The organism is Burkholderia sp. L-4 (genome assembly GCF_056856535.1).
The window spans coordinates 294,697-313,892 of the sequence record NZ_JBXEOX010000001.1 but is presented as its reverse complement, the minus strand read 5'-3'; the positions used below and the strand labels follow the sequence as shown (position 1 = coordinate 313,892).

The window sequence follows — 19,196 nt, the reverse complement described above, 5'->3', positions numbered from 1 at the left end:
CCCATTCGAACATGGCCCGTACCCGAGCGCCCGACCACGAATCCCAGCGCGAACAGATCCTCGATCTGGCCGCCGAGAAATTCGCGCAGACGAGCTATCCGAGCACGTCGATGTCCGATCTCGCGACCGCGAGCGGCACGTCGAAGGCACGCCTCTATCACTATTACGAGAGCAAGGAAGCGATCCTGTTCGACCTGCTCGACCGCTATACCAAACGGCTGATGCTGATCATCGCCGAGGTCGAAGGCGCGAGCCAGCGGCGCGGCCTGAGCGAACGCGACGCGTTCGCCGAGCTCGTGCGCGCGTTCCTCGCCGAATACGAGACGTCGCACAGCCGGCACGTCGCGCTGCTCAACGACGTGAAGTATCTCGAGGACGCGCAGCGCGAAATCGTGCTCGACCGCCAGCGCGACATCGTCGCGGCATTCACGCGGCAGCTCGCCCGCGCGTACCCGGACCGCATCTCGAAGGAAAACCAGACATCGGTGACGATGATGGTGTTCGGAATGATCAACTGGACGTTCACGTGGCTGAAGCCGGGCGGCCGCCTCGGCTATCGCGACTTCGCGGAGCAGGTGATCGACCTGATCGAACGCGGGCTGTCGACGGCGGCCTGATTGCCGCGCAGCAGCATGCGTTGCGTGACGGGTACACTGCGATCGCCCGTCGCGCGTTTCATATGATGAATTTTAAATCCGTTAAAAATCAAATAGATAGCAAATGAACTAAGCGGGTTTAGAATTTCTCCTCGGCACAAACAACGTCAAATACGGGTTTTCCCCAACCCCTGTCGGGTAAAATGCTGTTGCATTGCACAACCCGCTTGTGCAGCCACACACTGAGGAACCCACGATGAACACGCAATTCAACGGCCCCGCCGCAGTCGCCGGCACGGTCGGCAGTGCGCCGGTTCTCGTCAGGGAACTGGCTTCCAAAGACCGTGAGCAGATGCTCACCCATTTTCTCTCGCTCGGCGAAGAGGACCGCCTGCTGCGCTTCGGCCAGATGGTGCCCGACCACGTGATCGAGAACTATGTCCGCACGATCGACTTCGGTCGCGACACCGTGTTCGGCGTGTTCGACCACGACCTCGAACTGATCGGCGTCGGCCACCTGGCCTACCTGCCGGCCGAGGGCGACAAGCGCACGGCCGAATTCGGCGTGTCGGTGCTCGAAAGCGCACGCGGCCGCGGCGTCGGCTCGAAGCTGTTCGAGCGCGCGGCGATCCGCAGCCGCAATACGCACGTGACGATGCTGTACATGCATTGCCTGTCGCGTAACGCGACGATGATGCACATCGCGAAGAAGTCCGGGATGCGAATCGAGTACGCGTACGGCGAAGCCGATGCGTACCTGTCGCTGCCGCCGGCCGACCACTCGACGATCATCGCCGAGATGCTGCAGGAACAGGCCGCGGTGTTCGACTACGCGATGAAGCGCCAGGCGCGCCGCACGACGAAGTTCATCGAATCGCTGATGCCCGCCGCACTGACGGCCTGACATCGGCCGGCCGGGTGCGCCAGCGGCGCGCCCGGTTCCCGCCCTTTCCTCCACACTAGCGCACCGAGCGAATCGGCAACGCCGTCGTCTCCTTGAAGCATTCGAGCGAAAAGCTCGTCTTCACGTCGATCACCGACGGGTGATGCAGCAAGTGCTCCTGCACGAAGCGGGAGAAATGCGCCATGTCCTCCACCTGCACGCGCAGCAGGTAATCCATGTCCCCCGTCATCGCGTGGCACGCGACCACTTCCGGCCAGGTCTGCACGGCCGCGCGGAACAGCTCCGCATGGGTCGCGCCCGCGCGCGCCGACGTCTCGTCGACCCGCATCGGCGCCAGGCCGCCGCGCTTCTCGAGCCGCACGCTCACGTACGCGAGCAGGTCGAGCCCGAGCTTCTGCGGGTTCAGCAGCGCGACATAACCGGTGATCACGCCGATCTCCTCGAGCCGCCGGATCCGCCGCAGGCACGGGCTCGGCGACAGGTTCACGCGCTCGGCGATCTCCTGGTTCGACAGGCGCCCGTTCTCCTGAAGAATCGCGAGAATCCGCCGGTCGATGGCATCCAGTTCGGCTTGCGCCATCTTCTGCCCTCCAATGATTGTTTCAAGGCTGGAAATTGCGCCATCGTAGGGGGCGGCGATTAAGTTCGCAAGTTTCCGCTCGTGCCCGCCCGCTACACTCTGTCGCATGTATCGATTCGCCGCGCACGCCCGGGCATGTGCGGCCGTCGACATCGAACCAGGCCAGGCAGGCGGACGTCGCCCCGGGCCGACCGCCCCGCACAGGAGACACGACATGCAGATCCCCAACTGGGACAACCCCGTCGGCACCGACGGCTTCGAATTCATCGAATACACGGCGCCGGACCCGAAAGCGCTCGGACAACTGTTCGAGCGGATGGGTTTCACCGCGATCGCACGCCACCGCCACAAGGACGTGACGGTGTACCGCCAGGGCGACATCAACTTCATCATCAACGCCGAACCCGACTCGTTCGCGCAACGCTTCGCGCGCCTGCACGGCCCGTCGATCTGCGCGATCGCATTCCGCGTGCAGGACGCCGCGAAGGCGTACCAGCGCGCGCTCGACCTCGGCGCGTGGGGCTTCGACAACAAGACGGGCCCGATGGAGCTGAACATCCCGGCGATCAAGGGCATCGGCGATTCGCTGATCTATTTCGTCGACCGCTGGCGCGGCAAGAACGGCGCGCAGCCGGGCGCGATCGGCGACATCAGCATCTATGACGTCGACTTCGAGCCGATCGCCGGCGCGAACCCGAACCCGGTCGGCCACGGCCTGACGTACATCGACCACCTGACGCACAACGTGCACCGCGGCCGCATGCAGGAATGGGCCGAGTTCTACGAGCGCCTGTTCAACTTCCGCGAAGTGCGTTACTTCGACATCGAAGGCAAGGTGACGGGCGTGAAGTCGAAGGCGATGACGTCGCCGTGCGGCAAGATCCGCATCCCGATCAACGAGGAAGGCTCGGAAACGGCCGGCCAGATCCAGGAATACCTGGACGCGTACCACGGCGAAGGGATCCAGCACATCGCGCTCGGCGCGAGCGACATCTACCAGGCGGTCGACGGCCTGCGCAGCAAGGAAGTGAAACTGCTCGACACGATCGACACGTATTACGAGCTGGTCGACCGCCGCGTGCCGAACCACGGCGAATCGCTGGACGAACTGAAGAAGCGCAAGATCCTGATCGACGGCGCGCGCGACGACCTGCTGCTGCAGATCTTCACCGAGAACCAGATCGGGCCGATCTTCTTCGAGATCATCCAGCGCAAGGGCAACCAGGGCTTCGGCGAAGGCAACTTCAAGGCGCTGTTCGAGTCGATCGAACTCGACCAGATCCGCCGCGGCGTCGTGCAGGACAAGGCCTGACGCACTCGGCAAGCGGCGGCCTCGGGCAACCGGGCCGCCCGCACGATCCGGCGGCGCAAAGAAAAAGGGCGGGAATCCGAGGATTCCCGCCCTTCTCTCATTCCGGCGCGGCCTGCCGGCCGCGCGACCGGATCAACGCGCGTTCGCCTTCGACTCGACGGCGCGCTCGGCCGACGGCTGCGCGGCGGCGTCCTGGGCCGGCACGATCTGACGCATCTGCGCGCCGGCTGCCGCCAGTGCGCTCGCGCCTTGCGCGCGCACCGGGCCGGTCATCGCGAAAAACGCGGCGGACACGATCAGGAAACTCTGGATATGACGTGTGTTCATTGCACCTCCTGTAAAACTGCCGGCGCCTCCCCGATTGCGTCGAAACGAACCCACGCGACCGGGCACCTCCGGCAGGCCGACAAGATTAACGGCATTTGCCCGCAGATGGACGCGGCTTTACATGCTTTTACATGATGTAACGCATCATCACGCCCCTTTTTTTCGGTGCGCCGCCGCCATTCCACCTGCCTTCCAACCGCATTCGAACCGATGGGCGGCGGGTTTGCCCCAGTGCTACCATCGCTTAAAACCGGCGAACATGCCGGCCACTGCCGACGCATCCAAAAGATGCCGACGCAACCGAAGTTTTGGTGATCCCAGACCGGGTGGAGGAGACAGTTAATGAATGCCCCGCTAGACGCAGACCAACGCGCGTCGCTAGAAGCCGCGCTGAAGTCCGTCACGCTTGACGACAAATACACACTCGAGCGCGGTCGCGCGTACATGAGCGGCATCCAGGCCCTCGTGCGCCTGCCGATGCTCCAGCAGGAACGCGACCGCGCCGCCGGTCTCAATACGGCCGGCTTCATCTCCGGCTACCGCGGCTCGCCGCTCGGCGGCCTCGATCTGTCGCTCTGGAAAGCCAAGCAGCATCTGGCGGCCCACCAGATCGTCTTCCAGCCCGGCCTCAACGAAGATCTCGCCGCCACCGCCGTATGGGGCTCGCAGCAGGTGAACCTGTACCCCGGCGCGAAGCACGACGGCGTGTTCGGCATGTGGTACGGCAAGGGCCCGGGCGTCGACCGCACCGGCGACGTCTTCAAGCACGCGAACTCGGCCGGCTCGTCGCAGCACGGCGGCGTGCTGGTGCTCGCCGGCGACGACCACGCGGCGAAATCGTCGACGCTCGCGCACCAGTCCGAACACATCTTCAAGGCGTGCGGCCTGCCCGTGCTGTTCCCGTCCAACGTGCAGGAATATCTCGATTTCGGCCTGCACGGCTGGGCGATGAGCCGCTACTCGGGCCTGTGGGTCGCGCTCAAGTGCGTGACGGACGTCGTCGAATCGTCGGCGTCGGTCGACATCGACCCGCATCGCACCGAGATCGTGCTGCCGACCGATTTCATCCTGCCGGAAGGCGGGCTGAACATCCGCTGGCCCGACCCGCCGCTCGTGCAGGAAGCGCGGCTGCTCGACTACAAGTGGTATGCCGCGCTCGCTTATGTGCGCGCGAACAAGCTCGACCGGATCGAGATCGATTCGCCGAACGCGCGCTTCGGGATCATGACGGGCGGCAAGGCGTATCTCGACGTGCGCCAGGCGCTGACCGATCTCGGCCTCGACGACGACACCTGCGCGCGGATCGGCATCCGGCTCTACAAGGTCGGCTGCGTATGGCCGCTCGAAGCACAGGGCGCGCAGGCGTTCGCGCGCGGCCTCGACGAAATCCTGGTCGTCGAGGAAAAGCGCCAGATTCTCGAATACGCGATCAAGGAAGAGCTGTACAACTGGCCGGACGGCCAGCGCCCGCGCGTGTTCGGCAAGTTCGACGAGAAGGACGGCGCCGGCGGCGAATGGTCGGTGCCGATGGGCAACTGGCTGCTGCCAGCGCACTACGAACTGTCGCCGGCGATCATCGCGAAGGCGATCGCGACGCGCCTCGATAAGTTCGAGCTGCCGTCCGACGTGCGTGCGCGCATCGCCGCGCGGCTCGCGGTGATCAACGCGAAGGAAATGGCGCTCGCGAAGCCGCATGTGCAGACCGAGCGCAAGCCGTGGTTCTGCTCGGGCTGCCCGCACAACACGTCGACCAACGTGCCGGAAGGCTCGCGGGCGATCGCCGGCATCGGCTGCCACTACATGACCGTATGGATGGACCGCAGCACGAGCACCTTCAGCCAGATGGGCGGCGAAGGCGTGCCGTGGATCGGCCAGGCGCCGTTCACGGACGAGAAGCACGTGTTCGCGAACCTCGGCGACGGCACCTACTTCCACTCGGGCCTGCTGGCCGTGCGCGCGGCGATTTCGTCGAAGGCGAACATCACCTACAAGATCCTCTACAACGACGCCGTCGCGATGACGGGCGGCCAGCCGGTCGACGGCGTGCTGACGGTGCCGCAGATCACGCACCAGCTCGCGTCCGAAGGCGCGAAGAAGATCGTGATCGTGACCGACGAGCCGGAGAAGTACGACAGCCAGAAGGCGCTGCTCGCGCCGGGCGTGACGGTCCATCACCGCGACCAGCTCGACGACGTGCAGCGCGAGCTGCGCGAGATCGAGGGTACGACGATCCTGATCTACGACCAGACCTGCGCGACCGAGAAGCGCCGTCGCCGCAAGCGCGGCACGTATCCGGATCCGGCCAAACGCGTCGTGATCAACGACGCGGTGTGCGAAGGCTGCGGCGACTGCTCGGTGCAGTCGAACTGCCTGTCGGTCGAGCCGCTGGAAACCGAATTCGGCACGAAGCGCCAGATCAACCAGTCGAGCTGCAACAAGGATTTCTCGTGCGTGAAGGGCTTCTGCCCGAGCTTCGTCACGGTCGAGGGCGGCCAGTTGAAGAAGCCGAAGGCGGTTTCGGTCGACGGCAACGCGCTGCCGCCGATCCCGGAACCGACGCTGCCCGAGATCGACCGTGCGTACGGCGTGCTCGTGACGGGCGTCGGCGGCACGGGCGTCGTCACGATCGGCGCGCTGCTCGGGATGGCCGCGCATCTGGAAAACAAGGGCGTGACCGTGCTCGACGTCACCGGCCTCGCGCAGAAGGGCGGTGCCGTGATGAGCCACGTGCAGATCTCGCACGCGCCGACCGACATCCATGCGACGCGGATCGCGATGGGCGAAGCCGACCTCGTGATCGGCTGCGACGCGATCGTCACGGCCGGCGACGAGTGCACGTCGCGGATGCGGCACGACACGACGCGCGTGGTCGTCAACAGCGCGCAGACGCCGACCGCCGAGTTCATCAAGAACCCGAACTGGGCATTCCCGGGGCTGTCCGCGGAGAACGACATCCGCGCGGCGGCAGGCACCGCGGTCGACTTCATCGACGCGAACCGCTTCGCGGTCGCGCTGCTCGGCGACGCGATCTACACGAACCCGTTCGTGCTCGGCTACGCGTGGCAGAAAGGCTGGCTGCCGCTCACGCTCGCGTCGCTCGAACGTGCGATCGAGTTGAATGCGGTGTCGGTCGAGAAGAACCGTGCGGCATTCGACTGGGGCCGCCGCGCCGCGTACGACCTCGCCAGCGTGAAGCAGGCCGCGGCCGGCGACGCACGTCCCGCGCAAGGCGCCACGGTGATCGCGCTGCACACGAAGAAGGCGGTCGACGCGTTGATCGCGAAGCGTGTGGAATTCCTCACCGCGTACCAGGATGCCGCGTACGCCTCGCGTTATGCGGCCTTCGTCGACAAGGTGCGCGCCGCCGAACGCGCGCTGGCGGACGGCGACACGGTGCAGGAGCAACTGACCGAAGCGGTCGCGCGCAACCTGTTCAAGCTGATGGCGTACAAGGACGAATACGAGGTCGCGCGACTGCAGTCCGACCCCGCGTTCCTCGCGCGCCTGAGCGCGCAGTTCGAAGGCGACTGGAAGCTGAAATTCCACCTCGCGCCGCCGCTGTTCGCTAAGACGGATGCTCACGGCCATCTCGTGAAGAAGGCGTACGGCCCGTGGATGATGTCGGCGTTCCGGCTGCTCGCGAAAGCGAAGTTCCTGCGCGGCACGGGGCTCGATCCGTTCGGCCGCACCGAGGAGCGCCGCACCGAGCGCGCGCTGATCGGCGAGTACGAAGCGCTGATCGGCGAGGTGCTCGGCAAACTGAACGCGGCCAACCGCCCGCTCGCGCTCGAGCTCGCGGCGCTGCCGGACGGCATTCGCGGCTACGGCCACGTGAAGGAGAACAACCTGCGCGCGGTACGCCGGAAGTGGGACACGCTGCTGACGAAGTGGCGTTCGCCGGCAGGCGGCCAGTCGCACCAGCAGGTCGCGTAACGGGACGCGGCAGGCGAGGCGTTCGCGCTCGGGACGCCCCGCCCGCCCCGCCGTTGCGGTTCATGCGAAAAAAAACGCCACGGAACCTGCGTTCCGTGGCGTTTTTCATTGCGCCGCGCATCGAGCGCGGCACACGCGGGCGCGGACTTACTTCGTGTTCACGTTCGCGGCGGCAACGGCCGTCATGTTGATGATCCGGCGCACGGTCGCGGCCGGCGTCAGGATGTGGACCGGCTTCGCCGCGCCGAGCAGGAACGGGCCGACCGTCACGCCTTCGCCGCCGACCATCTTCAGCAGGTTGTACGCGATGTTCGCCGCCTCGACGTTCGGCATGATCAGCAGGTTCGCTTCGCCCGACAGCGTCGTGCCCGGGAACGCCTGCTTGCGGATCACTTCCGACAGTGCCGCGTCGCCGTGCATTTCACCGTCGACTTCCAGGTTCGGTGCGCGCTCGACGATCAGCTTGCGGGCCTCGCCCATCCGGCGCGACGACGCCGACGGCGCGCTGCCGAAGTTCGAGTTCGACAGCAGCGCGGCCTTCGGCGCGATGCCGAAGCGCTCGATCTCGGCCGCGGCCTGGATCGTCATGTCGGCCAGCTGTTCGGCGCTCGGCAGCTCGTTCACGTACGTGTCGCACACGAACAGGTTGCGGCCCGGCAGCATCAGCAGGTTCATCGCGGCGAAGTGCTCGGCGCCCTTCGCGCGGCCCAGCACCTGCTCGATGAACTTCAGGTGGCTGTGGAACGTGTCGATCATCCCGCAGATCATCCCGTCCGCGTCGCCCAGGTGCACGAGCATCGTGCCGATCAGCGTGTTGAACTTGCGCATCGCGGCCTTCGCGACTTCCGGCGTCACGCCGTCGCGCGCGCCGATCTCCTGATACGCCTGCCAGTAGCGGTGGTAGCGCGCATCGTCTTCCGGATCGACGATTTCGAAATCGACGCCGGCCTTCAGCTTCGAGCCGATCTTCTGCAGGCGCATGTCGACGACCGACGGACGGCCGACGATGATCGGCCTGGCGATCTTTTCCTGCAGCACGAACTGCGCGGCGCGCAGCACGCGCTCGTCCTCGCCCTCGGCGAACACGATGCGGGCCTGCTTCTGCTTCGCGGTCGCGAACACCGGGCGCATCACCATGCCGGTGCGGTAGACGGTCGCGCCGAGTTGCTCGCGGTACGCGTCCATGTCCTGGATCGGGCGCGTGGCGACACCCGAATCCATCGCGGCTTGCGCGACGGCCGGCGCGATCTTGATGATCAGGCGCGGGTCGAACGGCTTCGGGATCAGGTAGTCCGGCCCGAATTCGAGCGAGTGGCCTTCGTACGCCTTCGCGACTTCCTCGCTCTGGTCGGTTTCTTGCGCCAGCTCGGCGATCGCGCGCACGCACGCGAGCTTCATTTCTTCCGTGATCGTCGTCGCGCCGACGTCGAGCGCGCCGCGGAAGATGAACGGGAAGCACAGCACGTTGTTGACCTGGTTCGGGTAGTCCGAACGGCCGGTCGCGACGATCGCGTCCGGGCGCACGGCCTTCGCGTCTTCCGGGCGGATTTCCGGTTCCGGGTTCGCGAGCGCCAGGATCAGCGGGCGCTCGCCCATCGTCTTGACCATGTCCTGCTTCAGCACGCCCGCGCTTGAGCAGCCGAGGAACACGTCCGCGCCGACGATCGCGTCGGCGAGCGAGCGCGCGTCGGTGGTGGCCGCGTAGCGCTGCTTCGACGGGTCGAGGTTGCCGCGCCCTTCGTAGATCACGCCCTTCGAATCGGCGACGAGGATGTTCGACTTCGTCAGGCCGAGGTTCACCAGCAGGTCCAGGCACGCGATGGCCGCGGCGCCGGCGCCCGAGCACACGAGCTTCACGTCGGACAGCTTCTTGCCGACGACCTTCAGGCCGTTCAGGATCGCGGCCGACGCGATGATCGCGGTGCCATGCTGGTCATCGTGGAAGACGGGGATCTTCATGCGCTCGCGCAGCTTCTGCTCGATGTAGAAGCATTCCGGCGCCTTGATGTCCTCGAGGTTGATGCCGCCGAGCGTCGGCTCGAGCATCGCGATCGCCTCGACGAGCTTGTCGGGGTCGGACTCCGACAGCTCGATGTCGAACACGTCGATGCCCGCGAATTTCTTGAAGAGGCAGCCCTTGCCTTCCATCACCGGCTTCGCGGCGAGCGGGCCGATGTTGCCGAGGCCGAGCACGGCCGTGCCGTTCGTGATCACGCCGACCAGGTTGCCGCGCGACGTGTACTTCTGCGCGTCGAGCGGATCGGCGTGGATCGCCTCGCACGCGGCGGCGACGCCCGGCGAATACGCGAGCGACAGATCGAGCTGGTTCGACAGCGGCTTGGTGGGGGTGACCGAAATCTTGCCGGGTTTCGGATTCAGGTGATAAGCGAGAGCGGCCTGCTTCAGTTGTTCGTCCATGATTGACCTGCGAGAGACATGCGAAATATTGACGGCTCAGTACACAGCACCTTCGGCCGCGTCTGCTTGAATCGAGGGGGTGGTCGACTGCGAGACGGCACGCGACGCGCCGGGTCGGCACGCCATCGAACCTTGGCGGGTGGCAAGAGGAAAGTACAAAGTACTGAACGATTTCTAAGGGTCGCCTAGTGTACACCCCCTAAATGACGCCCGTTGGTGCAGCGCCGCATCCCAGGCATCGGCACCGGGTCGTTCGCGCCCCGTTTGTTTCGCCGGTGGTGAGGGGCCACGCGAACCTGCGCGAATTTCGCCGAAAACCGGCCTGAATCGGGTAAAATAGCCGGCTACGCGCGCAGCGATGCGATTGGTCCTCCGATCGCGCCCCGGCCCCCTGGGCAGGTTCCCCTTGCTGCGCCACCGGGCCCGCGCCCGCTCCTCGCTCATCACCCAAGGAATGCCCATGACAGGCTACGATCGTCAGTCGATCTCGGATACGACCGCCAAAATCCTGCTCGAAGTGCAGGCGGTGCACTTCAACGCCGAAAAACCGTTCATCTTCACGTCCGGCTGGGCAAGCCCCGTCTATATCGACTGCCGCAAGCTGATCTCGTACCCGCGCGTGCGCCGGGCGCTGATGGAAATGGCGGAAACGACGATCACGCGCGACATCGGCTTCGAGCAGATCGACGCGGTGGCGGGCGGCGAGACGGCCGGCATCCCGTTCGCGGCCTGGATCGCGGACCGGATGATGGTGCCGATGCAGTACGTGCGCAAGAAGCCGAAGGGTTTCGGCCGCAACGCGCAGATCGAAGGCCATCTGGAAGAAGGCTCGCGCGTGCTGCTGGTGGAAGACCTGACGACCGACAGCCGCAGCAAGATCAACTTCGTCAACGCGCTGCGCACCGCGGGCGCGACGGTGAACCACTGCTTCGTGCTGTTCCACTACAACATCTTCAAGGAAAGCGTGTCGGTCCTGAAGGATATCGACGTCGACCTGCACGCGCTGGCGACGTGGTGGGACGTGCTGCGCGTCGCGAAGGCCTCCGGCTACTTCGAAACGAAGACGCTCGACGAAGTCGAGAAATTCCTGCACGCGCCGGCCGAGTGGTCGGCGGCGCACGGCGGCGCGACGGCCCCGAAGGAATGACGCCGCGCCGGCCTGCATGCCGGCGTCCTGGCCGAAAAAACCGCCCGCCCGATCGCGGGCGGTTTTTTTTCGTCCGCCGATCCGCACGATGACCGGGCGCAATCGCGGGCGGCGGCGTGCGTCGTTCATCGAACCCTAATGCTAGACTTGAACCATCGCCGCCATCAGCTGCGCGGGCAACACACAACGCCAACAACGCCGGGAGCATCGGGCCGGCCCACGTGACGGGAGAAGCGCCATATGCGTGTGGATCGCCGGACCACTCCGCCTGCGCCATCGGGTCACCCGTCTCCGTCCATCCGCTTCGTCCTGCTCTGCGCCGCCGTGTTCGCGGCGCTGCCCGCACACGCGGAAAGCCCGTTCACCGTGACGAGCGACGACCTGACGCCCGGCGGGCGCGTGCGCGCCGCGAACGTATTCGACCGCGGCGACTGCAAGGGCGCGAACCGCTCGCCGCAGCTCGCATGGCACAACCCGCCGCCCGGCACGCGCGGCTATGCGGTCACGATCTTCGATCCCGATGCGCCCGGCCACGGCTGGTGGCACTGGGCCGTCGCGGGCATCCCGGCCACCGTCACGAGCCTGCCGGCCGACGCGAGCGCATCCGGCTTCCTGCGGCGCATCGGCGCGAGCGAGGCGCGCAACGACTTCGGCAGCGACGGCTACGGCGGCCCGTGCCCGCCGCCCGGCAAGCCGCACCGCTACGTGATCACCGTCTACGCGCTGAAAGGCACCGACCTGCGCGTGTCGCAGGGCCGCCCCGCGCCGATGTTCGAGCACGAGATCGGCACGCTGGCGATCGGCACCGCGCAATTCACGGTCACTTACGGCCAGTAGCGGCGCCATGCGCCACCAGACGGCGCCGCCGCGATGGCCGTCCGCCGCGAATTTCAGTGCGCCGCGCGCACGTTGTCTCGTCATTTCGGCTTGCTAGACTCGTCGTCACCGGCCGCGGCAATCCCTGCCGCGCGACCGTCGCGCCGCCGGCAGGCGGCGCGTGACGCGGCGAGCCTGCGGTCCGCCGTTCCCGTCCCTTTCCGGAGAACGCTTCATGTCGAACATCGTCATCGTCTATCACAGCGGCTACGGTCACACGCAGAAACTGGCCGAGGCCGTGCATGCCGGCGCGCAGGACGCCGGCGCGAACGTGCGCCTGATCGCCGTCGGCGACCTCGACGACGCGGGCTGGGCCGCCCTCGACGCGGCCGACGCGATCATCTTCGGCGCGCCGACCTACATGGGCGGCCCGTCGGCGCAGTTCAAGCAATTCGCCGATGCCACGTCGAAAGCGTGGTTCACGCAGAAGTGGAAGGACAAGGTCGCCGCGGGCTTCACGAACTCCGCGACGATGAACGGCGACAAGTTCTCGACGATTCAATATTTCGTCACGCTGGCGATGCAGCACGGGATGGTGTGGGTCGGCACGAGCCTGATGCCGGCCAACTCGAAGGCGGCCACGCGCAACGACATCAACTACCTCGGCGGCTCCACGGGCCTGCTCGCGCAATCGCCGGCCGACGCGACGCCCGACGAAGGCCCGCTGCCGGGCGACCTCGAGACCGGCAAGGCATTCGGCCGGCGCGTGGCCGAAGCGACCGCACGCTGGGACGCCGGCGCCCGCTGAACACGCCCCTGACGCCCGCACGCCCGCACCGGCGGGCGTCGCAAAGGGACACAAGACGGCCGGCGGCCGTCTTTTTTCGCCCCGCGCGGCGCAGACCCGCCGGATGACGTCTTAAAATGGCGGTTTCCGGGCGCGGGCCCGCGTTTCATCCAGTGAGAGCGAAATGAGCACCAAAGTTTTTGTCGACGGCCAGGAAGGCACGACCGGCCTCAAGATCTTCGAATACCTGTCGGCACGCAACGACATCGAGATCCTGCGTATCGATGAAGCGAAGCGCAAGGACGTCGACGAGCGCCGCCGCCTGATCAACGCGTCGGACGTCACGTTCCTGTGCCTGCCCGACGTCGCGTCGCGCGAATCGGCCTCGCTCGTCGAGAACCCGAACACGACGCTGATCGACGCGAGCACCGCATTCCGCACGAGCGCCGACTGGGCCTACGGCCTGCCCGAGCTGACCCGCGCGCAGCGCGAGAAGATTCGGACGTCGAAGCGCATCGCCGTGCCCGGCTGCCACGCCTCGGCGTTCGTGCTCGCGATGCGCCCGCTCGTCGACGCAGGGATCGTCGCGCCGACGTTCGCCGCGCACAGCTACTCGATCACCGGCTACAGCGGCGGCGGCAAGTCGATGATCGCCGAATACGAAAGCGCGGCGCCCGGCGGCAAGCTCGCGAGCCCGCGCCCGTATGCGCTCGGCCTCACGCACAAGCACCTGCCGGAAATGGCCGCGCACACGGGCCTCGCGAACGCACCGATCTTCACGCCGATCGTCGGCCCGTTCCTGAAGGGGCTCGCGGTGACGACCTACTTCACGCCCGAGCAGCTCGCGAAGCGCGCCACGCCGCAGGACGTGCAGCGTGTGTTCGCCGAGTACTACGCGGACGAAGCGTTCGTGCGCGTCGCACCATTCGATGCGGACGCGAACCTCGACGGCGGCTTCTTCGACGTACAGGCGAACAACGATACGAACCGTGTCGACCTGTTCGTGTTCGGCAATGCCGAGCGCTTCGTCACGGTCGCGCGCCTCGACAACCTCGGCAAGGGCGCGTCGGGCGCCGCGATCCAGTGCATGAACCTGAACATCGGCGCGGCCGAGGACGCAGGTCTCAAACGCTGATTCAGCATCGCATGCAATGCAAAGCCGGCCAGTGGCCGGCTTTTTATTTATCCATATCAGGCAATAAATAAAAATCCCTGATCGCGCATTTACAAATATTTACAAGCTTTCCATTGCGCGATTACCGGCGAATTAAATCCCCCGATCCTGCTCCAGTCAATCCCGAATAGGGATAAACCGGATACCGTCGCTTTAAACGCTGCCGTTATCCGCAGGAAGGCGCGCCGAGAGCGTGCCGGGCGTCGCGCATCCCCCACTCAGGAAGCTTTTCTCGGCCTGCCGCACGTTTAAATTCTTACCGAATGCCATGTCAGGCAAGGACTCAAAACACGATTCCCGTTTCAATCGCCTTTTTTAGACGGGTTCATCAATTGACAGCAAAAACCCAGGCAGCGACATTAGCTCGCACAATTAAACGATTGGAGACAGCGGCATGTCGCACGCCTTATCGAAGGGGGTGGCAACGGCCTTTGCCATCGCCCCTTTCCTGGTTGCATGTGGTGGAGGGGACTCCGGCGGCGCGCTCGCGCCGATCAACGCGCCCCAATGTTCCGGATCGAGTTGCGGCACGCAAGGGCCGCCGCCGTCGCAGCCCATCAACGGCGCGCTGTGCCCGGCCAACGCCGACATCGTGAAGAGCACGTATCTCGGCGGCGCCGGTAGCGGCGAGATCGTCAGCGTCAACATCGACGCGGTCGCGATGACGTACACGCTCAAGTGGCTCGAATCGCCGATTCCGCTGAAGACGGGCACCGTCACGCCGAGCCGCGTCGGCACGACCATCACCGGCAAGGTCATCCACCCGCCGACCGGCACGCTGCCGACCGCCGAGCAGACGCGTTGCGCATTCGTCCTCACGCCGGGCACGGGCCCCGCGCCGGACGGCTCGACCTATTCGACGGCCGCCGACTTCAACCAGGCGAACCCGCCGATGCTGCTGGTCGGCATGGGCGTCGCGGGCGGCGGCATTCCGGGCGCGACGATCCAGTACGACGGACTGACGATCGCCGTCGGCCCGATCGTGGTGGCAAAGGACGTCGGCAAGGTGCCCAACCGTCATTTCGACTTCTATCCGTTCCTCGGCTTCGCGAACACGACGACCGACCTGTCGAAGCTGCCGGGCACGTACAACGCGCTGATCTACCACCTCGTGCCGTCGGGCGACTACGCGACGAAGGGCACGAATTCGAGCGAGACGTTCGATGCGAACGGCGCGTGCACGTCGAGCGGCTCGGGCGGCTGCCAGACGACCGGCGACCCGTGGAAGACGAGCGCGAACGGCGGCTACTTCGACAGCACGAAGGCGCCGCAGACGCTGCCGCAGACGCAATTGCCGATCGTCGGCGCGACCGGCAAGTCGGCGACCGCGCACATGGTGATCGGCCAGCTCAACGGCGCGACGGTGCCGGTGATCGTGCGCACGGGCAACGTGAACCTCGGCACGCCGCCGCTGCACGTCGACGCGCAGGTCGACGACGAATCGGGCATCGCGGTGCTCGGTGCGGCGACGGCGATCCAGTCGGGCACGATCGACGGCGGCTACGCGGGCGCGGACTCGAACTTCAAGTACACGGCCGCGCTGATCCGCGGCGGCAACGCGTCGTTCATCAATCCGTCCACGCAGGTCGAGGAAGACGGTTTCACGCTCGACTACGGCCAGACGACGCCGGGCCTGCTGAACGCGACGACGACACCGAGGCCGCCGTCCGGCACGAACTACCCGTCCGCATCGGGCGTGGTGATCGCGACGGGTGGCCTGTACGCGGCACTGATCCAGGGCACGGTGAACGGCGGCGTCACGTCGACGTCGGCGAACTCGACGACTTCGTCGACACCGTACTTCGGCGTGGGCGCGCAGATCAGCAAGTAGCGAACGGGGACGCGGCGGCGGCCCGTCCGCCGTCGCGTAACGCACGACGCGCGCGGCACGGCGCGAGCAGGACGAGCACGACGAACAGAAGCGGCCGACAGGGAGCTGGCCGCCGTACAAGACAAATCTGGAGGAGCAACATGAAGCGCAACCTCATTCTGGCGGCGGCCCTTGCCGCCCCCCTTCTTTCCGCCTGCGGCGGCGGCAGCGACAACCCGCCGCCGCTCGTCGAAGACCGGCTCTGTCCCGCCACGCTCGACTACAGCACCGTGTTCACGGGCGGCGCGGGCAGCGGCGAACTCGCGAAGGTCCAGCTCGACACGACCAAGATGACCTGGCAGGTGACGTACGTCGAATCGGCCGTGCCGCGCACGACCGGCACGGTCACGCCGACCCGCGCGGGCACCGTCGACAGCGGCACGCTCACGCAGGAAACGCTGCTGCCGACCAACAAGCTGAACCAGTGCGCGTTCCGGCTGAACGGCGCGAGCCTCGACGCATCGCGCCCGGCGCGGATCTTCGTCGGCTTCGGCGTCGCGGGCGGCACGATCCCCGGCAAGGAAATCCAGTTCGACGGCGTGCTCGGCCAGGCCGCGGTGCCCGACACGAAATTCCCGTACTACCCGTTCATCGGCTTCTCGTCGATCGAGACCGACATCACGAAGGTCGCCGGCACGTACAGCCACACCGGCTTCGGCGAAGTGCCGTCGCAGAAGTTCGCGCCGGCGTCGATCGACGCGAAGGTGACGATCAACGCGGACGGCTCGTGGACCAAGTGCGACTCGACCGGCCAGTTCGCCGGAGGCGCGTGCACGCAGCAGGGCTCGAACTTCGCGCTGTCCGCGGACGGCAGCGGCGCGTTCCAGTCGAACAACTACCAGAGCCAGCTGAAGCCGACGCTGTCGGCCACGCCGCAGGGCAAGGGCTTCATGATCGTCGGCAAGCTGCGCAACCAGCTCGTGCCGATCCTCGTGCGCACGGGCGTCGCGAACCCGAACCCGACGCCGGACAGCAACGGCGTGCCGGGCCTCACCGCAGACGACGAATCGAGCATCTCGATCCTCGCGCCGCAGACGGCGATCGCGGCCGGTTCGCAGAACGGCGAGTACATCGGCGTCGACAGCGAGTTCAACTACCGGACCACCGCGCTGATCAACACCCAGGCGACGCTGCTCGATCCGTTCCAGCCGTCCCAGGCGTCGCTCACGCGCGTGCTCGACCTCGACTACACGCAGAAGGTGCCGGGCACGGTCACGACGACCCACACGGGCGCAAGCAGCACGTCGCCGACCGGCAAGTTCATCTTCTCGGGTGGCGTGTTCGGTTTCCTCGACAACGCGGGATCGACGCCGTATTTCACGATCGGCGCATTCGTCCAGTAAGCGGAGGGAAAAGCCGTGATGAAGACAACCCTTCTCCGCGCGGCGGCCGGCGCCGCCGTGCTGGCGCCGCTCGCGGCGCACGCGCAGAGCGCCGGCAGCAACGTCGTCACGCTGGGCTGGTTCCACATCATGCCGCAGCAGAGCAGCACGCCAATGACGACCAACGTCGCGCCGACGCCGATCAACACGCCGTTGCGGCTGCCGCCGTCGTTCACGTCGGCGGGCACGGGGCTGCACACGAGCGGCGCCGACACCGTCGGCCTGACGGTCAGCCACTTCCTGACCGACCACATCGCGGTCACGTCGGTGGCGGGCGTGCCGCCGGTGTTCAAGGTGTCGGGCCAGGGCACGATCAAGCCGCCGGGACCTGCCGGCGCGCTCGGCACGCAGAACATCGGGCTGGCGTCGGTCAACCCGATCGTGAAGAGCGTGCGGCAGTGGAGCCCGGCGGTGATCCTGCAGTACTACTTCGGGCAGGCGACCGCGAAGTTCCGGCCGTTCCTCGGCCTCGGCGTGTCGTACAACTGGTTCAGCGACCTGCAGCTCAACACGAACTTCATCAAGCAGACGCAGGACAACCTCGGCGCGATCCTCGCGGCGGGCGCGGGCAAGCCGGGGACGACATCGGTGGAAGCGAAGGCGTCGTCGTCATGGCAGCCGGTGTTCAACGCGGGCCTGCAGTACAACATGACGGAGCACTTCGGGCTGATCGCATCGGTGACGTACATCCCGCTGAAGACGACGTCGACGGTGACGATCAAGGCGGCCGACGGTTCGGTGCTCGCGGAATCGAAATCGGACCTGAAGGCGGACCCGATCATCAGCTACGTCGGGATGACGTACAAGTTCTGACGCCGGCGCGCGCCGACGAATGGATCGCCGCGGCAAAATCGCAGGCAAAAAAAAGCCCGCCTAACCGGCGGGCTGAATCCATATCAGAGGAGACATGGAGGAGACAGGTGTCACTATATCGAATCGATTTCCGCATTGCAACATTTCCGTAGAGAAAATAAGGATTTTCCCTCGAACGCTGCCTCTAGTTCGCCATTGCCGCATCTGACCCTTCCCCGTTCTCGCGGTCAAGCACCTCGCCCAGCGCGTCGCGCAGCAGCGCGACAGGCCGCACCAGCCGGCCCGGCAGCGTGCCGTGCACGATCCACACGTTGATCCGCGTTTCCAGCCCCGCCGTTTCCACCACCCTCAATGCGTCGCGATGCGCACTGCGCGCCAGCGCATTCGGCGCGGCGATGCCGATCCCGGCGCCGCGCGCGACGAGTGAGAGCTGCAGCTCCGAGCCGAACGCCTCGACCGCGACGTCGAACGGCAGCCCGGCCGCGCCGAGCGCGCGGCTCAGCGCCGAGCGCATCCCGCAGCCGTCCTGGCTCAGCACCCACGGAAAACCCGACAGCGTGTCGAGCGACAGCGGACCGTCCGGCAGCGGAAAGTCGCGCGCGGCAACGAGCACCGTCGGCTGCGTCGCGAGCAGCGTCGCGGCGAACGCGTCGGGCAGCACCGTACTGGCCGGCACCATCACGGCCGCGACGTCGAGCGCACCGCGCTCGATGCCCTGCATCAGCGCCGGCGACCAGCCGGCCGTCACGCGCAGCGTGAGGCGCGGGAACGCGTCGCGCAGCCGGTCGATCGGCCGCTCGAGCGCGAGCTCGGACAGGAACGGCGGCACGCCGATGCGCAGCTCGCCGGACGGCTCGCTGTCCGGCGCGCCCGCCGCCATCAGTTCGTCGACCGCACCCAGCACGTTGCGCGCGAGCGCGTAGACGTCGCGCCCGGTGGCGGTCGGCTTCAGCGGCTTGCTTTGCCGCTCGAGCAGCGGCACGCCGAGCAGCGTTTCGAGGTTCTGCACACGCCGCGTCAGGCCCGGCTGCGTCAGGTGGAGCTTCGCGGCCGCGGCGACCATCGACCCGCTGTCGACCACCGCCACGAACGCCAGGAGATCACGCGTATTCAAAACAAACTCGCATAATCATGTTA

General features: G+C 66.5%; 15 protein-coding genes. 11 read left to right on the top strand and 4 right to left on the bottom strand.

Annotation, left to right across the window (positions count from 1 at the left end):
- Window positions 1–11: 11 nt before the first annotated feature.
- Both AC1VVG_RS01455 and AC1VVG_RS01450 read left to right on the top strand, forming a co-directional pair.
- Complete coding sequence (locus AC1VVG_RS01455; protein WP_006482923.1) at window positions 12–617, top strand: TetR/AcrR family transcriptional regulator; 606 nt, start codon at window positions 12–14, stop codon at window positions 615–617.
- A gap of 235 nt (window positions 618–852) precedes the next feature.
- Window positions 853–1,500: a GNAT family N-acetyltransferase gene (locus AC1VVG_RS01450; RefSeq protein ID WP_059559326.1), complete on the top strand. Its 648-nt coding sequence runs from the start codon at window positions 853–855 to the stop codon at window positions 1,498–1,500.
- A 55-nt stretch (window positions 1,501–1,555) separates the two neighbouring features.
- Here the strand turns inward: AC1VVG_RS01450 and AC1VVG_RS01445 are convergent, their stop codons facing one another.
- Window positions 1,556–2,080: an Lrp/AsnC family transcriptional regulator gene (locus AC1VVG_RS01445; RefSeq protein WP_034188021.1), complete on the bottom strand. Its 525-nt coding sequence runs from the start codon at window positions 2,078–2,080 to the stop codon at window positions 1,556–1,558.
- A 214-nt stretch (window positions 2,081–2,294) separates the two neighbouring features.
- On the opposite strand from AC1VVG_RS01445, the gene hppD reads away from it, so the two are divergent.
- Window positions 2,295–3,392, top strand: a complete 1,098-nt coding sequence (gene hppD, locus AC1VVG_RS01440; RefSeq protein ID WP_034188022.1) for a 4-hydroxyphenylpyruvate dioxygenase — start codon at window positions 2,295–2,297, stop codon at window positions 3,390–3,392.
- A 132-nt stretch (window positions 3,393–3,524) separates the two neighbouring features.
- Here the strand turns inward: hppD and AC1VVG_RS01435 are convergent, their stop codons facing one another.
- Window positions 3,525–3,719, bottom strand: coding sequence for a hypothetical protein (locus tag AC1VVG_RS01435; protein WP_049028196.1), 195 nt, complete (start codon window positions 3,717–3,719; stop codon window positions 3,525–3,527).
- 342 nt (window positions 3,720–4,061) lie between these two features.
- Here AC1VVG_RS01435 and AC1VVG_RS01430 point away from each other — a divergent pair, with 342 nt between their 5' ends.
- Window positions 4,062–7,652 (top strand): indolepyruvate ferredoxin oxidoreductase family protein, encoded by a 3,591-nt coding sequence (locus AC1VVG_RS01430; RefSeq protein WP_482835163.1) that lies wholly within the window; start codon window positions 4,062–4,064, stop codon window positions 7,650–7,652.
- A 147-nt stretch (window positions 7,653–7,799) separates the two neighbouring features.
- Here AC1VVG_RS01430 and AC1VVG_RS01425 read toward each other — a convergent pair whose 3' ends face one another.
- Window positions 7,800–10,070: an NADP-dependent malic enzyme gene (locus AC1VVG_RS01425; RefSeq protein ID WP_124608565.1), complete on the bottom strand. Its 2,271-nt coding sequence runs from the start codon at window positions 10,068–10,070 to the stop codon at window positions 7,800–7,802.
- A 460-nt stretch (window positions 10,071–10,530) separates the two neighbouring features.
- Here AC1VVG_RS01425 and AC1VVG_RS01420 point away from each other — a divergent pair, with 460 nt between their 5' ends.
- From AC1VVG_RS01420 to AC1VVG_RS01390, 7 genes are all read left to right on the top strand, one after another.
- Complete coding sequence (locus tag AC1VVG_RS01420; RefSeq protein WP_006482887.1) at window positions 10,531–11,217, top strand: orotate phosphoribosyltransferase; 687 nt, start codon at window positions 10,531–10,533, stop codon at window positions 11,215–11,217.
- Between the two features lie 240 nt (window positions 11,218–11,457).
- A complete protein-coding gene (locus AC1VVG_RS01415; protein WP_059559332.1) occupies window positions 11,458–12,054 on the top strand; it encodes a YbhB/YbcL family Raf kinase inhibitor-like protein in 597 nt (198 codons plus the stop codon).
- Window positions 12,055–12,268: 214 nt separating this feature from the next.
- The gene (locus tag AC1VVG_RS01410) at window positions 12,269–12,841 is read left to right on the top strand and encodes a flavodoxin family protein (protein ID WP_034188027.1); all 573 of its coding nucleotides are present in this window, start codon (window positions 12,269–12,271) and stop codon (window positions 12,839–12,841) included.
- 163 nt (window positions 12,842–13,004) lie between these two features.
- Window positions 13,005–13,955 carry an N-acetyl-gamma-glutamyl-phosphate reductase gene (gene argC, locus AC1VVG_RS01405; RefSeq protein ID WP_034188028.1) on the top strand — a complete coding sequence of 317 codons (951 nt, stop codon included), beginning with the start codon at window positions 13,005–13,007 and terminating at the stop codon, window positions 13,953–13,955.
- Window positions 13,956–14,388: 433 nt separating this feature from the next.
- Window positions 14,389–15,825: a DUF2957 domain-containing protein gene (locus tag AC1VVG_RS01400; RefSeq protein WP_034188029.1), complete on the top strand. Its 1,437-nt coding sequence runs from the start codon at window positions 14,389–14,391 to the stop codon at window positions 15,823–15,825.
- 140 nt (window positions 15,826–15,965) lie between these two features.
- Complete coding sequence (locus AC1VVG_RS01395; RefSeq protein ID WP_034188030.1) at window positions 15,966–17,207, top strand: DUF2957 domain-containing protein; 1,242 nt, start codon at window positions 15,966–15,968, stop codon at window positions 17,205–17,207.
- Between the two features lie 18 nt (window positions 17,208–17,225).
- The gene (locus AC1VVG_RS01390; protein ID WP_034188031.1) at window positions 17,226–18,059 is read left to right on the top strand and encodes an OmpW/AlkL family protein; all 834 of its coding nucleotides are present in this window, start codon (window positions 17,226–17,228) and stop codon (window positions 18,057–18,059) included.
- Between the two features lie 184 nt (window positions 18,060–18,243).
- Here AC1VVG_RS01390 and AC1VVG_RS01385 read toward each other — a convergent pair whose 3' ends face one another.
- On the bottom strand, window positions 18,244–19,173 hold the full coding sequence (locus AC1VVG_RS01385; RefSeq protein WP_034188032.1) for a LysR family transcriptional regulator: 930 nt from the start codon (window positions 19,171–19,173) through the stop codon (window positions 18,244–18,246).
- Between the last annotated feature and the right edge of the window lie 23 nt (window positions 19,174–19,196).

Bases quoted from the DNA above. Each gene is read 5' to 3' on its own strand.
- AC1VVG_RS01420 (WP_006482887.1), top strand. From the start codon at position 10,531: ATGACAGGCTACGATCGTCAGTCGATCTCGGATACGACCGCCAAAATC.
- AC1VVG_RS01445 (WP_034188021.1), bottom strand. From the start codon at position 2,080: ATGGCGCAAGCCGAACTGGATGCCATCGACCGGCGGATTCTCGCGATT.
- AC1VVG_RS01435 (WP_049028196.1), bottom strand. From the start codon at position 3,719: ATGAACACACGTCATATCCAGAGTTTCCTGATCGTGTCCGCCGCGTTT.
- argC (WP_034188028.1), top strand. From the start codon at position 13,005: ATGAGCACCAAAGTTTTTGTCGACGGCCAGGAAGGCACGACCGGCCTC.
- AC1VVG_RS01425 (WP_124608565.1), bottom strand. From the start codon at position 10,070: ATGGACGAACAACTGAAGCAGGCCGCTCTCGCTTATCACCTGAATCCG.
- AC1VVG_RS01415 (WP_059559332.1), top strand. From the start codon at position 11,458: ATGCGTGTGGATCGCCGGACCACTCCGCCTGCGCCATCGGGTCACCCG.
- AC1VVG_RS01410 (WP_034188027.1), top strand. From the start codon at position 12,269: ATGTCGAACATCGTCATCGTCTATCACAGCGGCTACGGTCACACGCAG.
- AC1VVG_RS01390 (WP_034188031.1), top strand. From the start codon at position 17,226: ATGAAGACAACCCTTCTCCGCGCGGCGGCCGGCGCCGCCGTGCTGGCG.
- AC1VVG_RS01400 (WP_034188029.1), top strand. From the start codon at position 14,389: ATGTCGCACGCCTTATCGAAGGGGGTGGCAACGGCCTTTGCCATCGCC.
- AC1VVG_RS01450 (WP_059559326.1), top strand. From the start codon at position 853: ATGAACACGCAATTCAACGGCCCCGCCGCAGTCGCCGGCACGGTCGGC.
- AC1VVG_RS01455 (WP_006482923.1), top strand. From the start codon at position 12: ATGGCCCGTACCCGAGCGCCCGACCACGAATCCCAGCGCGAACAGATC.
- hppD (WP_034188022.1), top strand. From the start codon at position 2,295: ATGCAGATCCCCAACTGGGACAACCCCGTCGGCACCGACGGCTTCGAA.
- AC1VVG_RS01430 (WP_482835163.1), top strand. From the start codon at position 4,062: ATGAATGCCCCGCTAGACGCAGACCAACGCGCGTCGCTAGAAGCCGCG.
- AC1VVG_RS01395 (WP_034188030.1), top strand. From the start codon at position 15,966: ATGAAGCGCAACCTCATTCTGGCGGCGGCCCTTGCCGCCCCCCTTCTT.